This window comes from Providencia sp. PROV048, assembly GCF_033688165.1.
GTDB lineage: Bacteria > Pseudomonadota > Gammaproteobacteria > Enterobacterales > Enterobacteriaceae > Providencia > Providencia hangzhouensis.
Map to the genome: position 1 here is coordinate 1,573,610 of NZ_CP096360.1, position 20,468 is coordinate 1,594,077.

The 20,468-nt window shown below is 40.2% G+C and carries 19 protein-coding genes; 14 read left to right on the plus strand and 5 right to left on the minus strand.

Going from position 1 to position 20,468, the window contains the following annotated elements:
• Positions 1-347: 347 nt before the first annotated feature.
• The 11 genes from rpoE to acpS all read left to right on the plus strand — a co-directional run bounded on the left by rpoE (position 348) and on the right by acpS (position 10,240).
• Positions 348-926: an RNA polymerase sigma factor RpoE gene (gene rpoE, locus M1F26_RS06800; RefSeq protein WP_004912810.1), complete on the plus strand. Its 579-nt coding sequence runs from the start codon at positions 348-350 to the stop codon at positions 924-926.
• 58 nt (positions 927-984) lie between these two features.
• Positions 985-1,608 carry an anti-sigma-E factor RseA gene (rseA, locus tag M1F26_RS06805; protein ID WP_004264983.1) on the plus strand — a complete coding sequence of 208 codons (624 nt, stop codon included), beginning with the start codon at positions 985-987 and terminating at the stop codon, positions 1,606-1,608.
• Positions 1,608-2,558 carry a sigma-E factor regulatory protein RseB gene (gene rseB, locus M1F26_RS06810; protein WP_004264982.1) on the plus strand — a complete coding sequence of 317 codons (951 nt, stop codon included), beginning with the start codon at positions 1,608-1,610 and terminating at the stop codon, positions 2,556-2,558. Before rseA ends, rseB begins: the two co-directional genes overlap by 1 nt.
• A 3-nt stretch (positions 2,559-2,561) precedes the next feature.
• Positions 2,562-3,026 carry a SoxR-reducing system protein RseC gene (gene rseC / locus M1F26_RS06815; protein WP_004264981.1) on the plus strand — a complete coding sequence of 155 codons (465 nt, stop codon included), beginning with the start codon at positions 2,562-2,564 and terminating at the stop codon, positions 3,024-3,026.
• A 403-nt stretch (positions 3,027-3,429) separates the two neighbouring features.
• Positions 3,430-5,223 (plus strand): translation elongation factor 4, encoded by a 1,794-nt coding sequence (gene lepA, locus M1F26_RS06820; protein ID WP_036959062.1) that lies wholly within the window; start codon positions 3,430-3,432, stop codon positions 5,221-5,223.
• A 17-nt stretch (positions 5,224-5,240) separates the two neighbouring features.
• On the plus strand, positions 5,241-6,206 hold the full coding sequence (gene lepB / locus M1F26_RS06825; protein WP_140172290.1) for a signal peptidase I: 966 nt from the start codon (positions 5,241-5,243) through the stop codon (positions 6,204-6,206).
• Between the two features lie 302 nt (positions 6,207-6,508).
• A complete protein-coding gene (gene rnc, locus M1F26_RS06830; protein WP_004264978.1) occupies positions 6,509-7,189 on the plus strand; it encodes a ribonuclease III in 681 nt (226 codons plus the stop codon).
• On the plus strand, positions 7,186-8,094 hold the full coding sequence (gene era, locus M1F26_RS06835; protein WP_004264976.1) for a GTPase Era: 909 nt from the start codon (positions 7,186-7,188) through the stop codon (positions 8,092-8,094). The genes rnc and era overlap by 4 nt, the downstream gene beginning before the upstream one ends.
• An 11-nt stretch (positions 8,095-8,105) precedes the next feature.
• Positions 8,106-8,834 (plus strand): DNA repair protein RecO, encoded by a 729-nt coding sequence (recO, locus tag M1F26_RS06840; RefSeq protein WP_140172291.1) that lies wholly within the window; start codon positions 8,106-8,108, stop codon positions 8,832-8,834.
• A gap of 288 nt (positions 8,835-9,122) precedes the next feature.
• On the plus strand, positions 9,123-9,854 hold the full coding sequence (pdxJ, locus tag M1F26_RS06845) for a pyridoxine 5'-phosphate synthase (protein WP_140172292.1): 732 nt from the start codon (positions 9,123-9,125) through the stop codon (positions 9,852-9,854).
• On the plus strand, positions 9,854-10,240 hold the full coding sequence (gene acpS / locus M1F26_RS06850; RefSeq protein ID WP_140172293.1) for a holo-ACP synthase: 387 nt from the start codon (positions 9,854-9,856) through the stop codon (positions 10,238-10,240). The genes pdxJ and acpS overlap by 1 nt, the downstream gene beginning before the upstream one ends.
• Positions 10,241-10,327: 87 nt before the next feature.
• Here acpS and M1F26_RS06855 read toward each other — a convergent pair whose 3' ends face one another.
• Entirely contained in the window at positions 10,328-10,588 is a 261-nt protein-coding gene (locus tag M1F26_RS06855) for a YfhL family 4Fe-4S dicluster ferredoxin (RefSeq protein WP_036959019.1), read from the minus strand.
• A 541-nt stretch (positions 10,589-11,129) separates the two neighbouring features.
• Complete coding sequence (locus M1F26_RS06860; protein ID WP_004264971.1) at positions 11,130-11,579, minus strand: hypothetical protein; 450 nt, start codon at positions 11,577-11,579, stop codon at positions 11,130-11,132.
• Positions 11,580-11,763: 184 nt separating this feature from the next.
• Between M1F26_RS06860 and leuE the strand changes: the two genes are divergently transcribed.
• A complete protein-coding gene (leuE, locus tag M1F26_RS06865; RefSeq protein ID WP_140172294.1) occupies positions 11,764-12,417 on the plus strand; it encodes a leucine efflux protein LeuE in 654 nt (217 codons plus the stop codon).
• A 95-nt stretch (positions 12,418-12,512) separates the two neighbouring features.
• A complete protein-coding gene (gene tadA, locus M1F26_RS06870) occupies positions 12,513-12,995 on the plus strand; it encodes a tRNA adenosine(34) deaminase TadA (protein ID WP_004264969.1) in 483 nt (160 codons plus the stop codon).
• A 40-nt stretch (positions 12,996-13,035) separates the two neighbouring features.
• Here tadA and mltF read toward each other — a convergent pair whose 3' ends face one another.
• Positions 13,036-14,700 carry a membrane-bound lytic murein transglycosylase MltF gene (mltF, locus tag M1F26_RS06875; RefSeq protein ID WP_140172295.1) on the minus strand — a complete coding sequence of 555 codons (1,665 nt, stop codon included), beginning with the start codon at positions 14,698-14,700 and terminating at the stop codon, positions 13,036-13,038.
• A gap of 270 nt (positions 14,701-14,970) precedes the next feature.
• Between mltF and purL the strand changes: the two genes are divergently transcribed.
• Positions 14,971-18,858, plus strand: coding sequence for a phosphoribosylformylglycinamidine synthase (gene purL, locus M1F26_RS06880; protein WP_140172296.1), 3,888 nt, complete (start codon positions 14,971-14,973; stop codon positions 18,856-18,858).
• A gap of 115 nt (positions 18,859-18,973) precedes the next feature.
• Here purL and M1F26_RS06885 read toward each other — a convergent pair whose 3' ends face one another.
• Entirely contained in the window at positions 18,974-19,621 is a 648-nt protein-coding gene (locus tag M1F26_RS06885) for a 3-keto-L-gulonate-6-phosphate decarboxylase UlaD (RefSeq protein WP_110591972.1), read from the minus strand.
• Positions 19,618-20,448 (minus strand): Cof-type HAD-IIB family hydrolase, encoded by an 831-nt coding sequence (locus tag M1F26_RS06890; RefSeq protein ID WP_140172297.1) that lies wholly within the window; start codon positions 20,446-20,448, stop codon positions 19,618-19,620. The genes M1F26_RS06885 and M1F26_RS06890 overlap by 4 nt, the downstream gene beginning before the upstream one ends.
• Between the last annotated feature and the right edge of the window lie 20 nt (positions 20,449-20,468).

Here is a 20,468-nt window from a genome sequence, read left to right on the forward strand (position 1 = left end):
CCTATCGAGTGTCCTATTGCTATGAGTGGATGGTTGTTAAGGCACAGTATATTGACCTAGCGCTATTTACGTATTCAAATGCTTTTAGTGTGATAGCTATCGCATTCGCGCCTAAAATCTGTATGCTGTCTTATAGGCCTGAAAGAATATTATAGGCAGTTGTTTTAATAAGGATCTTTAAGATCATCTCAGTAATTTTTTTATCAGTTTTGTAAATTTTTGACTATTTTTTTAGATTAAATTGAACTTCAACGAGTTCTACTACTCAAAGTAGTGCTTGCTTTAGGAAGGGAGAACATGATCAAGTTAACATATTATCGGCCTGAATTCGGGAGATACTTCCTGGAATGAGCGAGCAACTGACCGACCAGATTTTGGTTGAAAAGGTACAAAAAGGCGATCAACAAGCTTTCAACTTATTGGTGATAAAATATCAGCATAAAGTCGCAAGCCTAGTATCCCGCTATGTACCGCAAGCAGATGTGCCTGACGTTGCGCAGGAGTCATTTATAAAAGCTTATCGCGCCATTGGTTCGTTTCGTGGTGACAGCGCATTTTATACTTGGCTTTATCGGATTGCGGTAAATACAGCTAAAAATTATTTAGTTGCCCAAGATAGACGCCCACCTGCGTCGGACTTGGAAGCGAGTGATGCAGAAAACTTTGAAACCGCGAGTGCCTTAAAAGAAATTTCGAACCCAGAGAACTTAATGTTGTCTGATGAATTAAAGAAAGTTGTTTTCCGGACCATCGAATCGCTGCCAGAAGATCTTAGAATGGCAATTACTCTCCGCGAGTTAGATGGTTTGAGCTATGAAGAAATCGCAGAAATAATGGATTGCCCTGTTGGCACCGTACGTTCTCGTATTTTTAGGGCAAGGGAAGCGATTGATAATAAAGTTCAGCCTCTGATTCAACAGTATTAGTCTGTTAAATCAGTCAATTAAATATAATTGTGATGCAATTAACTGAAGGTAATTGGGCATGCAAAGAGAGAAACTTTCCGCAATGATGGATGGCGAAGTACTAGACTTAGAACTGGTCAACGCTATTTCACGTGATTCAACGTTAAAACAACGTTGGGAGAGCTATCATCTTATTCGTGATACTCTGCGTAACGATACTAATGAAGTCATGCACTTCGATATTGCAAGTAAAGTTGCGGCAGCATTAGAGAATGAAGCTGTGCGTATTAATCCTCAGGTAGTTGTCGAATCGCAGCCAGAGCCTGCGACTTGGGGGGCTTTCCCATTCTGGGGTAAAATTCGTCCTTGGGCGAGCCAGCTGACTCAAATTGGTGTTGCAGCTTGTGTGTCTTTGGCGGTTATTGTTGGGGTTCAACAATACAACCAAAGTAATACCGTTGACTCACCGGTTGATGAGCCAATGTTTAATACTATTCCTGTTGGCAGCGGGGCGCCAGTTAGCTTAAATATCTCAGATAATCAATTATTTGGTAATGAGCAGCAAATTCAACAAGTTGAGCAACAAAATCAACGTATTAATGCGATGCTGCAACAGTATGAAATTGAAAGACGCTCGATGCTTAACCAGCAATATCAAGAGTCTGTAAAACCTGCGTCTTCAGCAGGAGTTAAATTGCAATAATGAACAAATGGTTATCCGTCATCTGCCTGACGGGCAGCCTGATTATTTCTAATCAAGCTTCGGCATCTGAACTAGATGCCGATGTTCTTTTTAAAGAAATGGGAAATGCTGCCCAGAACCTCTCTTACGAAATGTCTTATATGACATTCAGTCCGCAATCAATAACACCTGTACGTTACCGCCATGCCATCATTAATGGTGAACCTGTTTCACAAATGATCCAAATGGATTCATCGCGTCGTGAAATTGTTCAAAAAGGCAATAGCATCAGTTACTTTGAACCTGGTTTTGATGCATTCAGCTTAAATGGTAAATATATAGTTGATAATTTACCATCAGTAGTTTTTGCTAATTATCAACAGATTAAACCTTATTATAATTTTATTGATGCAGGGCGGACCCACATTGGCGATAGGCCAGCATTAGTAATTCGCATAATATCGAAAGACAATTCTCGGTTTAACTATGTAGTATTGATCGATGAAGAAACGAAATTGCCATTACGTATCGACCTTCTCGATAATAATAGCCAAACATTAGAACAATTTCGTGTGATCTCGACGGTGCTAGATAGCCAAACAGTTAAGGATTCATTACTTGCGTTAAGTAAAGTGAATATGCCGCCATTATTGATTTCCCCTAAAAATGGAAATCCTTCCTTTAAGTGGCAAGTTGGCATGTTACCACCTGGTTTTGAAGAAATATCCCGTTCTTCGCGAAAATTAGCTGAAGATGATGTGGTAGAAACCGCAATGTTTAGTGATGGTTTATTTACCTTTTCTGTAAATGTGACAAAATCGACTAAAGGCCCGTTACTCGATCAACCGCTTCAAAATGGGCGTCGAACTATTTACACAATGACGCAAAAGCAAAATGTCATCACTATCATTGGTGAATTACCATTAGCAACAGCACAAGTGGTAGCAGGTAGTATTCAGTTTCGGGAGTAAATTATGGTAAAAGAGTGGGCAACAGTAGTCCGTTGGCAAAACGGTAGGGCTTTATTGCGCTATGGTTCTTCATCCGGCTGTGGTAGTTGCGGTGCTCGTAAAACCTGTGGTTCTTATGCTTTAAGCAAAATTGGGCCAAATACGGAACATGAATTAGAAATCGCAATTGAACAACCACTAGTTGAAGGGCAGAAAATTGAAGTGGGCATCCCTGAGGGGAGTTTAATTCGCTCAGCGCTGTTAGTTTACTTAACACCCATTTTGGGGTTGTTTATTTTTGCTGGCTTAGCGCAGGCGTTTGATTTTGAGCAGTTCTGGATAGCGATTTCAGGTGTAATTGGTGGTATTATTGGTTTTTATGTTGCGCGTAGGCTAGCGTCAAATTTGCGCGATGATGAAGCTTTTCAACCTGTTGTTTTACAGATAGGGTTGCCTCCGAGCGAGCTTTCAGTACAAATTAATTGCTAAATTTCAATATGTTGAGTTAGAAGGTTAATTTGATATTATCAATTGAAAGGGGAACATATGTTTCCCTTTTTTGTGGATTAGAATTAATTAACATACAAATAGTATTATGGCTAATAAAGTCATTAACATATTTTGTCTGTTTTGAGTTAGAAATTACAATAGATTGATTATGGCTATAAGCGTGGTTGATGTGGTTTGTATTAATGATGAATTATGACGACTAACCTATTAACCTGATGCAGGTTTACAGTTGTTTTACATTGAATCTTTGTGTTAGCGGGTTCTTATATGTAAAATGCTGCTAATTAACAATCTTGTGATAATCATAGCATTTTAGTTTTGTCGCGATACTTGCACAAAGCTGATTTTGTAAGGCAATTTAAAAGAAGATATTACCTTGAAAATCAATAATATAAGAAACTTTTCCATCATTGCTCATATCGACCATGGTAAGTCGACCTTGTCAGATCGCATTATTCAAATTTGTGGTGGCTTAACCGACCGCGAAATGGCGGCACAAGTTTTAGACTCGATGGACTTAGAGCGTGAGCGTGGGATCACTATTAAAGCACAGAGCGTGACGCTTGATTATAAGGCGTCAGATGGTGAAACTTACCAATTAAACTTCATTGACACCCCGGGTCACGTAGACTTCTCTTATGAAGTATCTCGTTCATTAGCAGCCTGTGAAGGTGCTTTGCTGGTGGTTGATGCAGGGCAAGGCGTTGAGGCTCAAACCTTGGCAAACTGCTATACCGCTATCGAAATGGATTTAGAAGTGGTTCCGGTTTTAAATAAAATTGATTTACCCGCTGCAGATCCTGAGCGTGTTGCTGATGAAATAGAAGATATTGTTGGCCTTGACGCGCATGATGCAGTTCGCTGCTCTGCAAAAACAGGTATTGGTGTTCAAGATGTGATTGAACGCCTTGTTAAAGAGATCCCACCTCCGATTGGGGATGCGGATGCGCCTTTGCAAGCACTTATTATTGACTCGTGGTTTGATAACTATTTAGGCGTTGTTTCATTGATCCGTATTAAAAACGGAACATTGAGAAAAGGCGATAAAATTAAAGTGATGAGCACCGGGCAAGTATATAATGCAGATCGCCTCGGTATTTTCACACCTAAGCAAATCGACCGTGATGTTTTGAGTTGCGGTGAAGTGGGCTGGTTAGTTTGTGCAATTAAAGACATCACTGGTGCCCCAGTTGGGGATACGCTAACAGGGGCTCGTAATCCAGCGGATAAAGCATTACCTGGTTTTAAAAAGGTTAAACCACAGGTTTACGCTGGTTTATTCCCAGTCAGTTCTGATGACTATGAATCATTCCGTGATGCACTAGGTAAGTTAAGTCTAAATGACGCGTCTTTATTTTATGAGCCAGAAACTTCTACTGCGCTAGGTTTCGGTTTCCGTTGTGGTTTCCTTGGCTTACTGCACATGGAAATCATTCAAGAACGTTTAGAACGTGAATATGACCTTGATTTGATTACCACTGCGCCAACTGTAGTGTATGAAGTGCAGCAGACCAATGGTGATATCGTGTATGTCGATAGCCCATCTAAGCTACCGGCATTGAACAATATTGAAGAATTACGCGAACCAATCGCAGAGTGTCATATGCTGATGCCTAAAGAATATTTAGGTAACGTTATTACACTTTGTATTGAGAAACGTGGCGTTCAGACCAATATGGTCTATCATGGTAATCAAGTATCGTTGACTTATGAAATCCCAATGGCAGAAGTGGTATTGGATTTCTTCGACCGCTTAAAATCAACGTCTCGTGGGTATGCATCTTTAGATTATGCATTTAAACGTTTCCAAGCATCAGACATGGTGCGTGTTGATGTTCTTATCAACAATGAGCGTGTAGATGCTTTGGCCTTGATCACTCACCGTGCGAATTCTCAATATCGCGGCCGTGAACTGGTTGAAAAAATGAAAGAGTTGATCCCGCGTCAGCAGTTCGATATTGCGATTCAAGCTGCGATCGGTAACCACATTATTGCTCGTTCTACAGTTAAACAACTGCGTAAAAACGTACTTGCTAAGTGTTATGGCGGTGACGTTAGCCGTAAGAAAAAACTGTTACAGAAGCAAAAGGATGGTAAGAAACGCATGAAGCAAGTTGGTAACGTTGAGCTACCACAAGAAGCGTTCCTTGCTATATTGCATGTTGGTAAAGACTAAGTTTACAAGGAGTCTCAATGGCTAACACCTTTGCCTTGATCCTAACACTGGCAACATTAATCACTGGGATTATATGGTGTTTAGACAAGTTTAAATTTGCACCTGCGCGTAAAGCAAAACTTAAACAGTTACAGGATGCAACAAATGGCGCAGTGAGTGAGGCGGATATGGCGAATGCTGTCCGCCGTCCATCTTGGCTTGAAACAGGGTCGTCTATTTTCCCTGTGTTAGCGATTGTACTGATTGTGCGTTCATTTATTTATGAGCCATTTCAAATACCTTCAGGGTCAATGATGCCAACGTTGTTAGTTGGCGATTTTATGTTGGTTGAGAAATTTGCTTATGGTTTGAAAGATCCAATCACACAAACGACATTAATCGAAACAGGTAAACCGAAACGTGGTGATATCGCAGTTTTTAAATACCCTAAAGATCCTAATGTTGATTTTGTAAAACGAGTTATTGGAATGCCGGGTGATAAAATTATTTATAACCCAGATGCAAAGGAACTCACAATTTACCCTAATTGTGCAGATAACAAATGTACAGAGACCTTACCTATTGTTTATGGTCCTCTGGCGCCGAGTGAATGGACAATGTTCCTTGATATCGGTTCTGTTGTTGATAACCAAAAGGGCAATTATGAAATTCCATTAGACCAACCTCTACCAAGAAATGCATTGCGTCAATACGAACGTAGTGAAAAATTGGATACGGTTGAGCATCAAATTTTGATTATTCGTCAAGCAATTACGGAAGCAAAATATTTGCAACCAGGTATGCCGAAGAATGAATGGATTGTTCCTGAAAAGCACTACTTTATGATGGGTGACAACAGGGATAATAGCTCTGACAGTCGTATGTGGGGCTTTGTGCCGGAAGAGAATTTAGTTGGTCGCGCGGTATTTATTTGGTTAAGTCTTGATAAGCAAGAAAATGAATGGCCGACAGGTATTCGCTTTAGTCGAATTGGTCCACTATAATTTGGTTAGTGGGTCTAGCTAAATGCTACAAATACGGGTTTTCGTTTGAAAACCCGTATTATCCGAAGCATTATTGTTTTACCCAGTGTACAATATAGATTAATTAATATTATTGGCTCCCCAATTATTAACTCTCCCATTTTAACTTATTGTAACTAATGGATTTTTATAATTAGTTTCACTGAGCTGTAAAATATATGGAAGCATAAGGAGTCAGTGCAAACGCAACAGTTTTGTAAAATGGTGAATTTTACAGGTCTGTTGCGTGTGCTTTTTTATCAAATAAAAATGGTTGGGCGCACATGAACCCCTCTTTAATAGAAAGATTACAACGTAAGCTTGGTTATCAATTCAAACAGAACGAGTTATTAATCCAAGCATTGACACATAGAAGTGCAAGCAGCAAACATAATGAACGCCTAGAATTTTTAGGTGACTCGATTTTGAGTTTTGTGATTGCAAATGACTTATACCACCGTTTTCCAAAGGTAGACGAGGGGGATATGAGTCGTATGCGAGCAACGCTTGTACGCGGAAATACATTAGCAGAAATCGCACGCGAATTTGAACTCGGTGAATGTTTACGTTTAGGACCGGGGGAATTAAAAAGTGGTGGTTTTCGTCGCGAATCTATCCTTGCTGATACTGTTGAAGCACTGATCGGTGGTATTTTTTTAGATAGTGATATCCAAACGATCGAAAGAATTATTTTAGATTGGTATCAAAGTAGACTGGTTGAGATCAGTCCGGGTGATAAGCAAAAAGACCCGAAAACAAGGTTACAAGAATATCTGCAAGGGCGCCATTTACCACTACCTAATTATTTGGTTGTTCAGGTCAAAGGTGAAGCTCACGATCAAGAATTTACGATCCACTGCCAAGTCAGTGGTATTGACCAACCGATTAATGGCGTTGGCTCAAGCCGTCGTAAAGCGGAGCAAGCAGCAGCAGAGCAAGCATTGAAAATTTTGGAGCTTGAATGAGTGAATTACAATCCCACTGTGGTTTTGTTGCCATAGTTGGACGGCCAAATGTCGGTAAATCGACATTATTGAATCAATTACTGGGGCAAAAAGTTTCGATTACTTCGAGAAAGCCACAGACGACTCGCCATCGTATTATGGGGATCCACACAGAAGATAATTACCAAATTATTTATGTTGATACCCCAGGACTTCATATTGAAGAAAAACGTGCAATTAACCGTTTAATGAATCGCGCTGCATCCAGTTCAATTGGTGATGTTGAATTAGTTATTTTTGTTGTTGAAGGAACTAATTGGACCGCTGATGATGAAATGGTACTGACTAAGTTATCTAGCTTGCGTTGCCCTGTTATATTGGCAATTAACAAAATTGATAATGTGACTGATAAAACCATACTGTTGCCACATATCAGTATGATCAGTCAGAAAATGAATTTTTTAGATGTTGTTCCTATCAGTGCAGAAAAAGGTACTGGTGTGGATACAATTGCTAAAATTGTTAAACAACATATACCTGAAGCTATTCATCATTTTCCTGAAGACTATATTACTGACCGTTCTCAGCGTTTTATGGCATCTGAGATTATCCGTGAAAAGCTCATGCGTTTCTTAGGTGATGAGCTACCATATTCGGTGACGGTTGAAATTGAACAATTTAAGGTAACAGAAGCGGGTATTTACCATATCAATGGCTTGATTCTTGTTGAGCGTGAAGGCCAAAAGAAAATGGTTATTGGTAACAAAGGTAGCAAACTGAAAACCATCGGTACCGAAGCGCGTATCGATATGGAAAGAATGTTTGATAACAAGGTGCACCTTGAGCTTTGGGTTAAAGTTAAATCTGGCTGGGCTGATGACGAAAGAGCATTACGTAGCCTGGGTTATGTTGACGACCTAAAATAGTAGGTGGCAAAGTGAGTGGTTGGCAGCGTGCGTTTGTACTCCATTCAAGGCCTTACAGTGAAACGAGTTTATTGCTCGATTTTTTTACTGAAGGCGAAGGAAAAATACGCTTACTTGCAAAAGGCGCTCGCCGTAATCGTTCACCATTAAGGGGCTGTTTACAGCCCTTCACACCTTTGTTAATCCGTTGGGGGGGCAAAGGTGAAATCAAAACCTTAATCAATGCCGACCCTGTGTCTTTGGCTCTCCCTTTAACGGGAACCGTTCTATATAGTGGTTTATACCTTAATGAATTAACCGCACGTGTATTAGAATTTGGTACACCATATTCCTCACTATTTTTTGATTACCTTTCATGCTTACAGATCCTTGCCGCAAGTGAGCACACCCCTGAATTTGCATTGCGTCGGTTTGAATTGGCTCTGCTTTCTTACCTTGGTTATGGTGTTGATTTTTTACATTGCGCTGGCAGCGGAGAGCCCGTTTCTGACACAATGACTTACCGGTATAGAGAAGAAAAAGGGTTTATTGGTAGCTTGGTTGTTGACCAGCTTAGTTTTACGGGTAAACAACTTAAGTCATTGGCGAGTCGAGAATTTCCTGACGCAGATACGCTCAAAGCAGCAAAACGTTTTACCCGACTTGCTTTAAAACCATATTTAGGCGGTAAACCTTTAAAAAGCAGAGAATTATTTCGACAGTTTACTTACTCGCCAGTTACACATAACAAACAGAGCTAAAATTGTTTTTCATTTTATTTTTTATCTAGTTTGTTACACCTCGATTACTACAATATATCCTTTTCTCATGTGTCTTTTTAGCGGAACTGGCTCTTTCAGACAATACATTTATTTCACTGGTACAAAATCTTACGAAGCGCTTCGCAAAAATAAAATACAAATACTGAAACAGGATATACAGATTGGAATTTGCTTCGAATGGTGAGAGATTTATTCCCTCAAAGGAGAAAATTACAGTAGGATAGTAGGTAGATGAGTTTGTTAGTGTTTATTAATGGGGAATAAAAAATGGCAGAGCTTTTGTTAGGCGTAAATATCGACCATATTGCAACGGTTAGAAATGCAAGAGGAACTCAATATCCAGACCCTGTACAAGCTGCATTTGTTGCGGAGCAAGCAGGCGCTGATGGCATTACAGTGCATTTACGCGAAGATCGACGCCATATTACAGATAGAGATATCACTCTGTTGAATGAAACTATTCAAACACGTATGAATCTTGAAATGGCGGTAACCGATGAAATGGTTGAAATTGCGTGCCGCATCAAACCTACTTTCTGCTGTTTAGTGCCAGAAAAGCGTGAAGAGGTAACCACTGAAGGTGGTTTAGATGTTGCGGGCCAAAAACAGAAAGTGGCTGATGCTGTAAAACGCCTCACAGAAGCGGGTATTTTAGTTTCATTGTTTATTGATGCAGACCACGCACAAATTGATGCTGCGCAAGAGTGTGGTGCACCATTTATTGAAATTCACACAGGGGCTTATGCTGATGCTAAATCAGAACAAGAGCAAGAGTTAGAATTTCGCCGTATTCGTGATGGTGCCGTATATGCGGCGAGTAAAGGTATTAAAGTTAATGCGGGTCATGGTTTGACATACCATAACGTTCAACGTATTGCACAGTTACCTGAAATTTATGAGCTTAATATTGGCCATGCAATTATTGGCCGTGCTTTGTTTAGTGGGTTAGCTCAAGCGGTTACTGACATGAAAAAAATCTTATTAGAAGCACGTAAATAATGGCCATTGTTGGATTAGGAACGGATATTGTTGAGATTGCTCGAATTGAGTCGGTGCTTGAACGAACCGGTGATAGTCTGGCGAAAAGAATTCTAACTGAGAATGAATTAGCCCAATATCAACAGCAATCAAAGCCAGCTCGTTTTTTAGCAAAACGCTTTGCAGTTAAAGAAGCGGCAGCAAAAGCATTAGGAACAGGGATCCGTAATGGTTTGGCCTTTAACCAATTTGAAGTAACCAATGACAAATTGGGGAAACCATTATTAAGTTTAACTGGGGAGGCATTGGAGCTGGCGAATCGGTTAAAAGTTACGCATTACCATGTTTCTATTACCGATGAACGTCACTATGCATCTGCTACAGTTATCATAGAAAGTATTTCTTGAATCAATGTAATACCGAGCTGCCAGTAAAAATCACTGGCAGCATTTAAGGATAACTAGATAAATAATTGGATATAAGTGAAGTTAAACCTAAATTTTATCGGCGTGATGAATTGCAACAAACTTATCCCAAAGCTGTTCTTCAGTTTCGATATGTTGAGGATCTGTGATGATTGTATTAGTAATTGGGCAAACGGACTGGCAAGTAGGTTTGTCGTAATGGCCTACACATTCAGTACATAGTGTTGAGTCAATTTCGTAAATTTCGTCACCCATAAATATTGCATCATTTGGGCATTCGGGTTCACACATATCGCAATTGATACAGCGTTTTGTAATTAATAAAGACATATCAGTGATTTACATTGTATTAAGTTAAAAACTAGTAACTTATACCTTGCACCTATTCGTTACTTTCGTTTGGTTTTTATATTTTTATGCCATGTATTTTACCTGCAAAGCCTGAAAAAAGTAACAACAAATCATAGTGTAGATGTTTTACATCATTTAAATGATAAATTTGTGTTTTTAGTGTTCAATTTTTTGCTATACCAGAATATTGGTATCCTTTTCTGTTATTGTATTCACATCTGGATCGTTATTTTCTATTTTTAAATAATCAGTAAACTAGAATGTAATAATAAAGTGAATTAAGATAAGAATGTAAATATACCTATGCTAAATAATCGAAACTAGGGTGAAAGATAAGATTATTTATTTAAATAGACCTAATGTTAATAGTGTGGTGAAGTTTTAATGTTGATGATCTTATACCGCTTTTCTTTCTTTATTAAAATATGATTTTAAAGTTGATTATTTAAATAAGGGGCAAATTAATACCCCTTGTGACTAATTTAAGGTGTCATAAAATATACGTAATATAAGGAAGGTATTATATGATGCTATAGCTATGGGTTTTCCAGCTTTTATCTTTTTCAGCTTGACTGAATATATGGATAAGGCCATTGGCGATAAATAGAGTTGCCGATTGAATTGTACTTCCAACAGTAAATTCATCAACATAGAGTAGTTTTATGCCAGCTTTATCGTCAATTTCATATAATTCGACGATTTTCTCGCTTAAATTATATCCATATAAGTATTGTTTATTATCTACTGTATCATAAAATGCTTGAATATTACCAAGGTAGGATCTTAATTTTCCTTTTTGCGCAGGAGCATTTGGTTCAATTTTACCGTTATCAGCCATGGCATAGACAACGTAAGTTTTATCTTTTGAATGGCCTAAAAAATAATTACGCTTTGCGGCATTGAATGTCATTGTTGTTGGATAAAACTCTTCAAATGAACCGTCTTGTACCAATCTTCTAATGATAGCCATATATTTATTCCTTTTACTATTAATAATGAATAATAATTTGATTGCCTAGTTATCATAAATAAATAAGTTAGATTTAAAATAATCTTTATTATTAGTTCATTTCATATATCTAATAAATAGAATAAATATTCACAAAGATTGAAAGTTGTGATAAAAATAATAAAAAAGATAAAGGGTTGAAAATATGTTCGAAAATCTTGGTGTTCTTAACTTTTGGACTTACCTAGCTGGGCTTGTTTTAATCATTATCGTGCCAGGGCCTAATTCATTATATGTATTAAAAACAAGCACTTCGAGTGGGGCTCGGTTTGGTTATCGGGCTGCTCTAGGGGTATTTACTGGGGATGGGATATTAATTTTCCTGTCATTCATTGGTGTAGCTTCGGTAATCAAAGCTTCTCCAACATTATTTATGATAGTGCGCTATTTAGGGGCTGCTTATTTACTATATTTAGGTTGTAAGATTTTATATAGCACATTTATGCATAAGAAGTCGAATCAAGACGGCACTGACACTATTTCAATTAAAACTAAAACAGAAAACCATTTTACTCGAGCCTTAGTGCTGAGCTTAACAAACCCGAAAGCAATTCTATTTTATATTTCTTTCTTTATACAATTTGTTGATTTTAATTACTCTCATGCATGGGTGCCTTATCTTGTACTCGCGACGATCTTAGAATTAGTCAGTTTTTTATACTTAAGCTTATTGATTTTTAGTGGTTACTTGATAGCTCGTTTTTTACGTGAAAAGCAGCTCCTTGCAAAACTTGGAAATTGTACGGTAGGCGCTTTCTTTATGGGTTTTGCAGCTAAATTAGCGATTTTTAGCAATTAAAATTAGGTTGTTATTATAAAGGCAAAAGCATTTTAATTGCGGTCATTCTAACATTTAAGGATAATCACGTGTAAACGCATTGGTTAGAGGTAAGAGTGACACAAATAGAAATTGATGAGTATTGGATGCAACAAGCCATTGAACTTGCGCTAAAAGCACAAGATCTTGGCGAAATTCCTGTCGGTGCGGTCTTAGTGAAAGATAACCATTTGGTTGCCTCGGGGTGGAATCGTTCTATTATTGACCACAATCCGACTGCACATGCTGAGATTATGGCTTTGCAACAAGCAGGGCAAGAGCTATCAAATTATCGGTTATTAGATACCACCTTATATGTCACGTTAGAGCCTTGTATTATGTGTGCAGGTGCAATGATCCACAGCCGTATTAGCCGTGTAGTTTATGGTGCTAAGGACTTTAAAACTGGAGCTTGTGGTTCTTACCTAGATATCATGGGGCAAGCAGGGTTAAATCATTATGTGGATGTTACTGGTGGTGTTCTAGAACAGCAATGTTCTTCAATGCTGAGTGCTTTTTTTAAGCTGCGTAGAGCCCAAAAAAAAGAACAAAAGCGCTAATATGGTAAATTTTAGCGCTCCCATTTTATTTCAGCATGATTTATAACGGCTTCTCAGGTGCTTTTAGTGGTGTGATGGGCGTTTTATCATCGGTTTCATCGGTATTTTGCGATGGATGTAGTGAAAGCAAATACTTTCCTAATGGTAGTCTTTTTTCTTCAAGTGTTTTAGGTGGTTGCGTTGCAGAACTCATTTTCCCTAAATGTGTAGTACTCACTTTTTCAGGAATAGGGGACTGATTTTGAATCGTTTGAGACTCAGCTGCTGTCAGGTTTTCTGGTGAAATTAAATAAATAAGTGATTTTTGTGCAATATCAAGTGCATGCTGTTTTCTTTCTTGGCTTTGTAAGTAACCAACTAAACTTTGATGATAACGACGAATATTCTCAACGTAACGATAAGCTTCGTGGCCACGTGCATAACCATAAGTGAGTTGTGAGTAATATTTTTTCTGTGTCAATAAAGGCAAGCGGGCTTTCACATCTAACCACCGGTTAGGGTCTCCACCTAACATTTCAGTTAATTTACGGACATCCTGCATATGCCCATACCCCATATTATAGGCGGAAAGGGCAAACCAGATACGGTCATCCTCTTCGATGGTTTCAGGTAAACGCTCCATAATATAAGCAATATAAGCGGCGCCGCCCTTTATGCTTTCTTCCGGGTCTAACCTATCCGCAATACCCATTGTTGTTGCGGTTGGCTTTGTTAGCATCATTAGCCCGCGTACCCCCGTAGGTGAGGTCGCTAAAGGATCCCAATGGGACTCTTGCCATGCAATAGCCGCTAATAATTTCCAGTCAATTACCTGAGCATATTTTTCAAATAGAGGTTGATACTCGGGGAGTTTATTATCAATGGCTTTAATAAATGCCATTGTATCGAAATAATCGAAAGACTCTACATGGCTGAAATATTTTTCATTAAGACGTGCAAGTAATTCGCTTTCATGGCTGATGTTGAAGAAATCAAGCAACGCAGCATCTAAACTGTTTTCTTTACTACGACGCATATACCAAGTAACAGCATGATCATCCAATAAATCAAAAGCAACCGCTAATTGCGGGTGAATACGTTGCTGTAGTGCAACGGCAATAGAGTCTTCTAATGTGTAGTCAACCTCACCATCGGCAACCATTTCAAGGATTTGATTGGTATTGTATTTTGAGGTTTCTTCCCACTTTAGGTTTGGGTATTCCTTGGCGAGTTCCTTCAAGGTACTTGCATGCGCCGTACCCGCTGTTACCAATAATTTACCCGTTATTTCATTGAAGTTTTTGGGGCGATTTGTTCCTTTGCGATAGACAAGTTGTTGAGTGACATTAAGATAACTTGGACCAGTTTTTGTTTTGGCTAAACGGTCTTTGTTATACAGTAAACCCGCAACCGCGATATCGGCATCGCCATTTTCAAGGTCATCGAATATTTGCTCGAATGTTGGGCGGATGGTTATCTTGAGTTTAACTCCTAGGTATGAGGCAAAGCCTTGAGCCAGCTCGTAGTCAAACCCACGCAGCTGTTTTTGCTCATCAATATAGATAAGTGGCGAGCTAACGGCACTAATACGTAATTCACCTTGAGAAATAATTTTATTAATTTGTGAATTCTGCGTATTGGGCCAACGGACGTTAAAACCGATGACCATAGTAGCCAGTAGCGCGATGACCACGACAATTAAATAGTTAACTTTTAAGTTATTCAAATAATAGTTTCTCGTGCATTGACTGGTGCTGTATGTCCATAAAAGAGTATGGCTAAGTAATGGTTATAATTCCAGTAGTCGGCTATTTTGCTCAACATTTAGGAACGGTGCAACCTATATTATCGTATTTAGCACAGAATAATATTTAACTAATCGCTTTATTTTTAATCACGCAAACGGTTTCGTATTGATGAACATTGCTCTATAATGTGTTCCGGTTTCCCTGCTTTCATGTTCAGGGCTGGCGTTTAAAAGAGAGAAATTAAGACGATGGAAATTTTGCGTGGTTCACCTGCTCTATCAGCATTTCGTATTACCCGCCTTTTGGCGCTGTTTACAGAAAAACAGCTTCCTGTCACGGATATCTATGCTGAGTATATGCACTTTGCTGAATTATCAGCGCCGTTGAGTGATAGTGAGCAAGGCAAACTGAGCAGTTTGTTAAAGTATGGTCCTTCTCTGGCTGAGCACGAGCCATTCGGTAAGCTTATTTTAGTCACTCCTCGTCCGGGAACTATCTCTCCGTGGTCTTCAAAAGCCACCGATATTGCACATAACTGTGGTCTTCGCCAAGTAAAGCGTATCGAACGCGGGATTGCTTATTATGTTCAAGGTGATGCATTGACCCAAGAACAGTGGCATGAAGTGATCGCTATTTTGCATGATCGCATGATGGAAAGCATTTTTTCTTCTTTTGAACAAGCGAGCGCACTGTTTGTGCAGCAACAGCCAGCACCAATGAAGTCCATTGATGTGATTACGGGTGGCCGCCTTGCATTGGAAACAGCAAACAGGGAAATGGGCCTAGCGTTGGCTGATGACGAAATTGATTACCTGTTAGAGGCATTTACTGGGTTAAAACGTAATCCAACGGATGTTGAGCTCTATATGTTTGCGCAAGCAAACTCAGAACATTGCCGCCATAAAATCTTTAATGCAGACTGGGTAATTGATGGTGAAAAACAGCCTAAATCACTGTTTAAAATGATTAAAAATACGTTTGAAAAAACACCTGACCATGTTTTATCTGCTTATAAAGATAATGCCGCCGTTATGGAAGGTTCGTCTGTTGGCCGCTTTTTTCCTGAACCTGAAGGACGTACATACCGCTACCACCAAGAAGATGCTCATATCTTAATGAAGGTGGAAACTCATAACCACCCAACAGCGATTTCACCATGGCCGGGAGCAGCAACAGGCTCTGGCGGTGAAATTCGTGATGAAGGCGCAACAGGGCGCGGCGCGAAGCCAAAAGCTGGTTTAGTCGGTTTTTCTGTTTCTAACTTACGCATTCCCGGTTTTGAACAGCCTTGGGAAGAAGATTTTGGTAAACCAGAGCGCATTGTGACGGCTTTGGATATTATGATGGAAGGGCCATTAGGTGGGGCGGCATTCAATAATGAATTTGGTCGTCCTGCGCTATTAGGTTATTTCAGAACGTATGAAGAAAAAGTTAACAGCCACAATGGTGAAGAATTACGTGGTTACCATAAGCCTATTATGTTAGCGGGTGGTATCGGAAACATCCGTGCAGATCACGTACAAAAAGGCGATATTACGGTTGGTGCAAAACTGATTGTACTCGGTGGCCCTTCAATGAACATTGGGTTAGGTGGCGGGGCTGCATCATCAATGGCATCAGGCCAATCAGACGCAGATCTCGATTTTGCTTCGGTACAACGTGATAACGCCGAAATGGAACGCCGTTGCCAAGAAGTCATCGATAGCTGTTGGCAACTTGGTGATGATAACCCAATTTTATTTATCCATGACGTAGGCGCAGGCGGTTTGTCGAACGCAATGCCAGAATTGGTCAGTGATGGTGGCCGTGGTGGGCGCTTTGAGTTACGTAAGATTCTCAATGATGAGCCAGGAATGAGCCCATTGGAGGTCTGGTGTAACGAATCTCAAGAACGTTATGTAATGGCCGTTTCACCAGAGCAGCTTCCTGTGTTCACCGCAATTTGTGAGCGCGAACGTGCGCCATTTGCCGTGATTGGGGAAGCCACTGAAGAGCGTCATTTAACACTGAATGATGAACACTTTTCTAACCAACCTATAGATATGCCTTTGGATGTTTTACTGGGTAAAACACCAAAAATGCTGCGTGATGTAACAACATTAAAGGCAGAGCCCGATTCATTAGATAGAACAGCGATTAATTTAAATGAAGCGGTGAAGCGTGTTCTACATTTGCCTGCAGTAGCTGAAAAAACATTCTTAATCACCATTGGTGACCGCACAGTGACGGGTATGGTGGCGCGTGATCAGATGGTTGGCCCATGGCAAATTCCTGTTGCTGACTGCGCGGTAACCACTGCTAGCTTAGATAGCTACTATGGGGAATCCATGTCAATTGGTGAAAGAACACCAGTAGCATTGGTGGACTTTGCTGCATCAGCACGAATGGCAGTTGGGGAAGCATTAACTAATATCGCATGTTCTTATGTGCAAGATTTAAAACGCGTTAAATTGTCGGCTAACTGGATGGCAGCAGCTGGGCACCCTGGTGAAGATGCAGGTCTATATGAAGCGGTTAAAGCGGTAGGAGAAGAACTGTGCCCTGCGTTAGGTTTAACTATCCCAGTTGGTAAAGATTCCATGTCAATGAAAACCCGTTGGCAGCAGGATGGTGAAGAACGTGAAATGACGTCGCCACTTTCCTTGGTGATTAGTGCATTTGGCCGTGTTGAAGATGTCCGCTTAACAGTGACACCTGAGTTAAAAACAGGTCATGATAATGCCTTGTTATTAATTGACCTCGGGCAAGGCCATAACGCGCTGGGCGGTTCTGCACTCGCACAGGTATATCGTCAGTTAGGTAATAAAGCCCCTGATGTACGTAGCCCTGAAGTATTGCTTGGCTTCTTTAATACCATTCAGAAGTTATTATCCGAGCAAAAATTATTAGCCTATCATGACCGCTCAGATGGCGGCTTATTCGTCACTTTAGTGGAAATGGCTTTTGCAGGTCATTGCGGTATTAATGTTGATATTAGCTCTTTTGATGAAGACACGCTCGCAGCATTATTCAACGAAGAGTTAGGCGCTGTCATTCAAATTAATGAAGCCGATAGAGAGTATGTGGCAGAATGTTTTGCACAAGCAGGGCTTGCAGGCTGTGTTCATTATTTAGGTTCTGCAATACAAGATGATGCCGTGATCATCAATAGCCGAGATACGGTTGTTTACCGCGAATCTCGCAGTTTATTGCGCCAATGGTGGGCTGAAACGACTTGGCAAATGCAGCGCTTGCGCGATAACGAAGTGTGTGCCGACGAAGAACATACAATGAAACAGGATAACCAAGACCCAGGTTTGAATGTGAAATTGACTTATGACATTGAAGAAGACATTGCTGCGCCATTTATTTTGTCAGGTGTACGTCCTAAAGTAGCTGTTTTACGTGAACAAGGTGTGAACTCACATGTGGAAATGGCGGCAGCCTTTGACCGTGCTGGTTTCGATGCAATTGATGTGCATATGAGTGATTTACTCGCAGGTAACTTGTCTTTGGAACAATTCCAAGCATTAGTGGCTTGTGGCGGTTTCTCTTATGGTGACGTATTAGGTGCGGGTGAAGGTTGGGCAAAATCTATTTTATTCAACAATAAAGTCCGTGATGAATTTGAGACATTCTTTAACCGTGCTGATACTTTATCTCTGGGGGTATGTAATGGTTGCCAGATGATGTCGAACTTACATACGCTTATCCCAGGTGCTGAATTCTGGCCTCGTTTTGTACGTAATCGTTCTGAACGTTTTGAAGCACGCTTTAGCTTAGTTGAAATAGCAAAAAGCCCATCACTGTTACTGCAAGATATGACAGGTTCTCGTATGCCGATAGCGGTTTCTCATGGGGAAGGGCAAGTGGAAACCCGTGCAGCCGCACATTTACAGCAATTAGAAGATAATGGGCTGGTGGCAATGCGCTTCGTGAATAACTACGGTCAGGTAACTGAGCAATATCCAGCTAACCCGAATGGGTCAGTTAATGGTATTACGTCGGTGACCTCGAAAGATGGCCGAGCAACGATCATGATGCCGCACCCTGAGCGTGTTTTCCGCACTGTGAGTAATTCATGGCACCCTGAAAATTGGGGAGAAGATAGCCCGTGGATGCGCATTTTCCGTAACGCACGTAAGCAATTAGGTTAATAAATCACAAGTTCGATAGATTGTTGAAAAGGCCAGCTATTTTGCTGGCCTGAATTTTAATCGAGTGAGTTTTAAACGGAAAGGTCGGTTTTTGAGTCAGAATTATTCCTAATTACTATTTCCAAAAACGGTCAATTTGTTCCCTTAGTGCTTCCGCCGTTTTTTGGCCTTTTTCACCCACTAACGCACGGCCAGCAATAAAGGCTTTTGCATTGATACCATTAAATAAATGCAGGTCTTCTGGAATTATCCCGCCTGTAATTGAGAGTTCTAGTCCTAAATCAGACAGCTTGCGCATTTTTTCGATATCTTCATTGGTCCAGCCAATACCAGCGAGTTCTGCATCACGGGAACGATGGTAAATAGCTTGCGAAATGCCAAGTTCAACCCAATTTTTAGCATCGTCAAAAGTCCAATTACCATAGATTTCAATTTGGATTTCACGATTAAACTCATCGGCAACTTTTTTACAGGCAGCTATAGTGGCAATATGTGCCGCCGCTGATACTGTGATCCAATCTGCTCCCGCTTCAAATGCCATTTTCGATAAAATGGCTCCACCATCCGTGGTTTTCATATCGCAAACTAGAATGTGGTTGGGATATTTTTGACGTAAAGTCGCGACTGCATTCATGCCTTCTGCAAAAGCTAAGATTGTGCCCACTTCAATAATATCAACGAAAGTGTGTACATTTTCAGCCACTTCGAGTGCAGCCGGTAAGTTGGTTTGGTCTAGAGCTATTTGGATCAAAGGCTTTGTCATTGTGATTGTCCTAAAATATTTTCATGTATGAGACGCGCAAGGCCATCACCATTGTTATCGGTAGCACAAACGAAATCCGCATGGGACTTCACGGTGTCATCAGCATTTTTCATTGCAACTCCTAAGCCTGCTAGCTTAATCATGGAGATATCGTTGTGATTATCACCAACAGCAATAACTTGCTTCGAGTCATAACCCAGAGAATGAAGATACTCAGCTAAACGCGTTCCTTTGTTATTGCCTTTAGCAGCAAAATCGAAACGGTTTGACCATGATTTTTCTGCATTAAAAGTTTGTTTTATCCAAGGTGAGTTTAAGAAGCGCTCTAACGTAGCCGGTTCACCTTCGACGACAAATTTCCAAATATAGTCAGCGTGCTGGACTTGTTCTTCAAATGAATCAATGCGATAAATTTTTGGCGGATGGGCCATGGTTGGGACGTTAGCCCATTGCTCCATCGCGCTCATGTAATCGATGGGATCGATTTTTGAATACACCATGGCATCGGTGATATACATCACCATTTTCAGTTTGTCCTGTTGCGCCAGTTCAATAAAAGTGAGCGCGTTCTCTTTGGTGAGAGCATTGTGTGTGAGAACTTTTTCATTTTGGTAATCATAGATATAAGTACCATTGCAACAAATAATTGGCGTGGTTAAACCAAGCTCATCATAATAGGGGCGAGCTGCGGTATGATGGCGACCCGTGACTATCATGACATGGCATTGTTTTGCTGCTTTGTGAATGGCTTGTTTGACGGCTGGGTGGATAGTGTGTTCTTGAGTTAAAACTGTGCCATCTAAATCAAGCGCTAATACGTTATACATAGTTGATTACCTCTATTGCT

What these genes read in the sequence shown, in the direction of transcription:
- M1F26_RS06855 (WP_036959019.1), bottom strand. Translation starts at nt 10,588, where the DNA reads ATGTCTTTATTAATTACAAAACGCTGTATCAATTGCGATATGTGTGAA.
- lepB (WP_140172290.1), top strand. Translation starts at nt 5,241, where the DNA reads ATGGCTAACACCTTTGCCTTGATCCTAACACTGGCAACATTAATCACT.
- acpS (WP_140172293.1), top strand. Translation starts at nt 9,854, where the DNA reads ATGGCCATTGTTGGATTAGGAACGGATATTGTTGAGATTGCTCGAATT.
- M1F26_RS06885 (WP_110591972.1), bottom strand. Translation starts at nt 19,621, where the DNA reads ATGACAAAGCCTTTGATCCAAATAGCTCTAGACCAAACCAACTTACCG.
- M1F26_RS06860 (WP_004264971.1), bottom strand. Translation starts at nt 11,579, where the DNA reads ATGGCTATCATTAGAAGATTGGTACAAGACGGTTCATTTGAAGAGTTT.
- rnc (WP_004264978.1), top strand. Translation starts at nt 6,509, where the DNA reads ATGAACCCCTCTTTAATAGAAAGATTACAACGTAAGCTTGGTTATCAA.
- M1F26_RS06890 (WP_140172297.1), bottom strand. Translation starts at nt 20,448, where the DNA reads ATGTATAACGTATTAGCGCTTGATTTAGATGGCACAGTTTTAACTCAA.
- purL (WP_140172296.1), top strand. Translation starts at nt 14,971, where the DNA reads ATGGAAATTTTGCGTGGTTCACCTGCTCTATCAGCATTTCGTATTACC.
- rpoE (WP_004912810.1), top strand. Translation starts at nt 348, where the DNA reads ATGAGCGAGCAACTGACCGACCAGATTTTGGTTGAAAAGGTACAAAAA.
- rseA (WP_004264983.1), top strand. Translation starts at nt 985, where the DNA reads ATGCAAAGAGAGAAACTTTCCGCAATGATGGATGGCGAAGTACTAGAC.
- rseB (WP_004264982.1), top strand. Translation starts at nt 1,608, where the DNA reads ATGAACAAATGGTTATCCGTCATCTGCCTGACGGGCAGCCTGATTATT.
- leuE (WP_140172294.1), top strand. Translation starts at nt 11,764, where the DNA reads ATGTTCGAAAATCTTGGTGTTCTTAACTTTTGGACTTACCTAGCTGGG.
- pdxJ (WP_140172292.1), top strand. Translation starts at nt 9,123, where the DNA reads ATGGCAGAGCTTTTGTTAGGCGTAAATATCGACCATATTGCAACGGTT.
- rseC (WP_004264981.1), top strand. Translation starts at nt 2,562, where the DNA reads ATGGTAAAAGAGTGGGCAACAGTAGTCCGTTGGCAAAACGGTAGGGCT.
- era (WP_004264976.1), top strand. Translation starts at nt 7,186, where the DNA reads ATGAGTGAATTACAATCCCACTGTGGTTTTGTTGCCATAGTTGGACGG.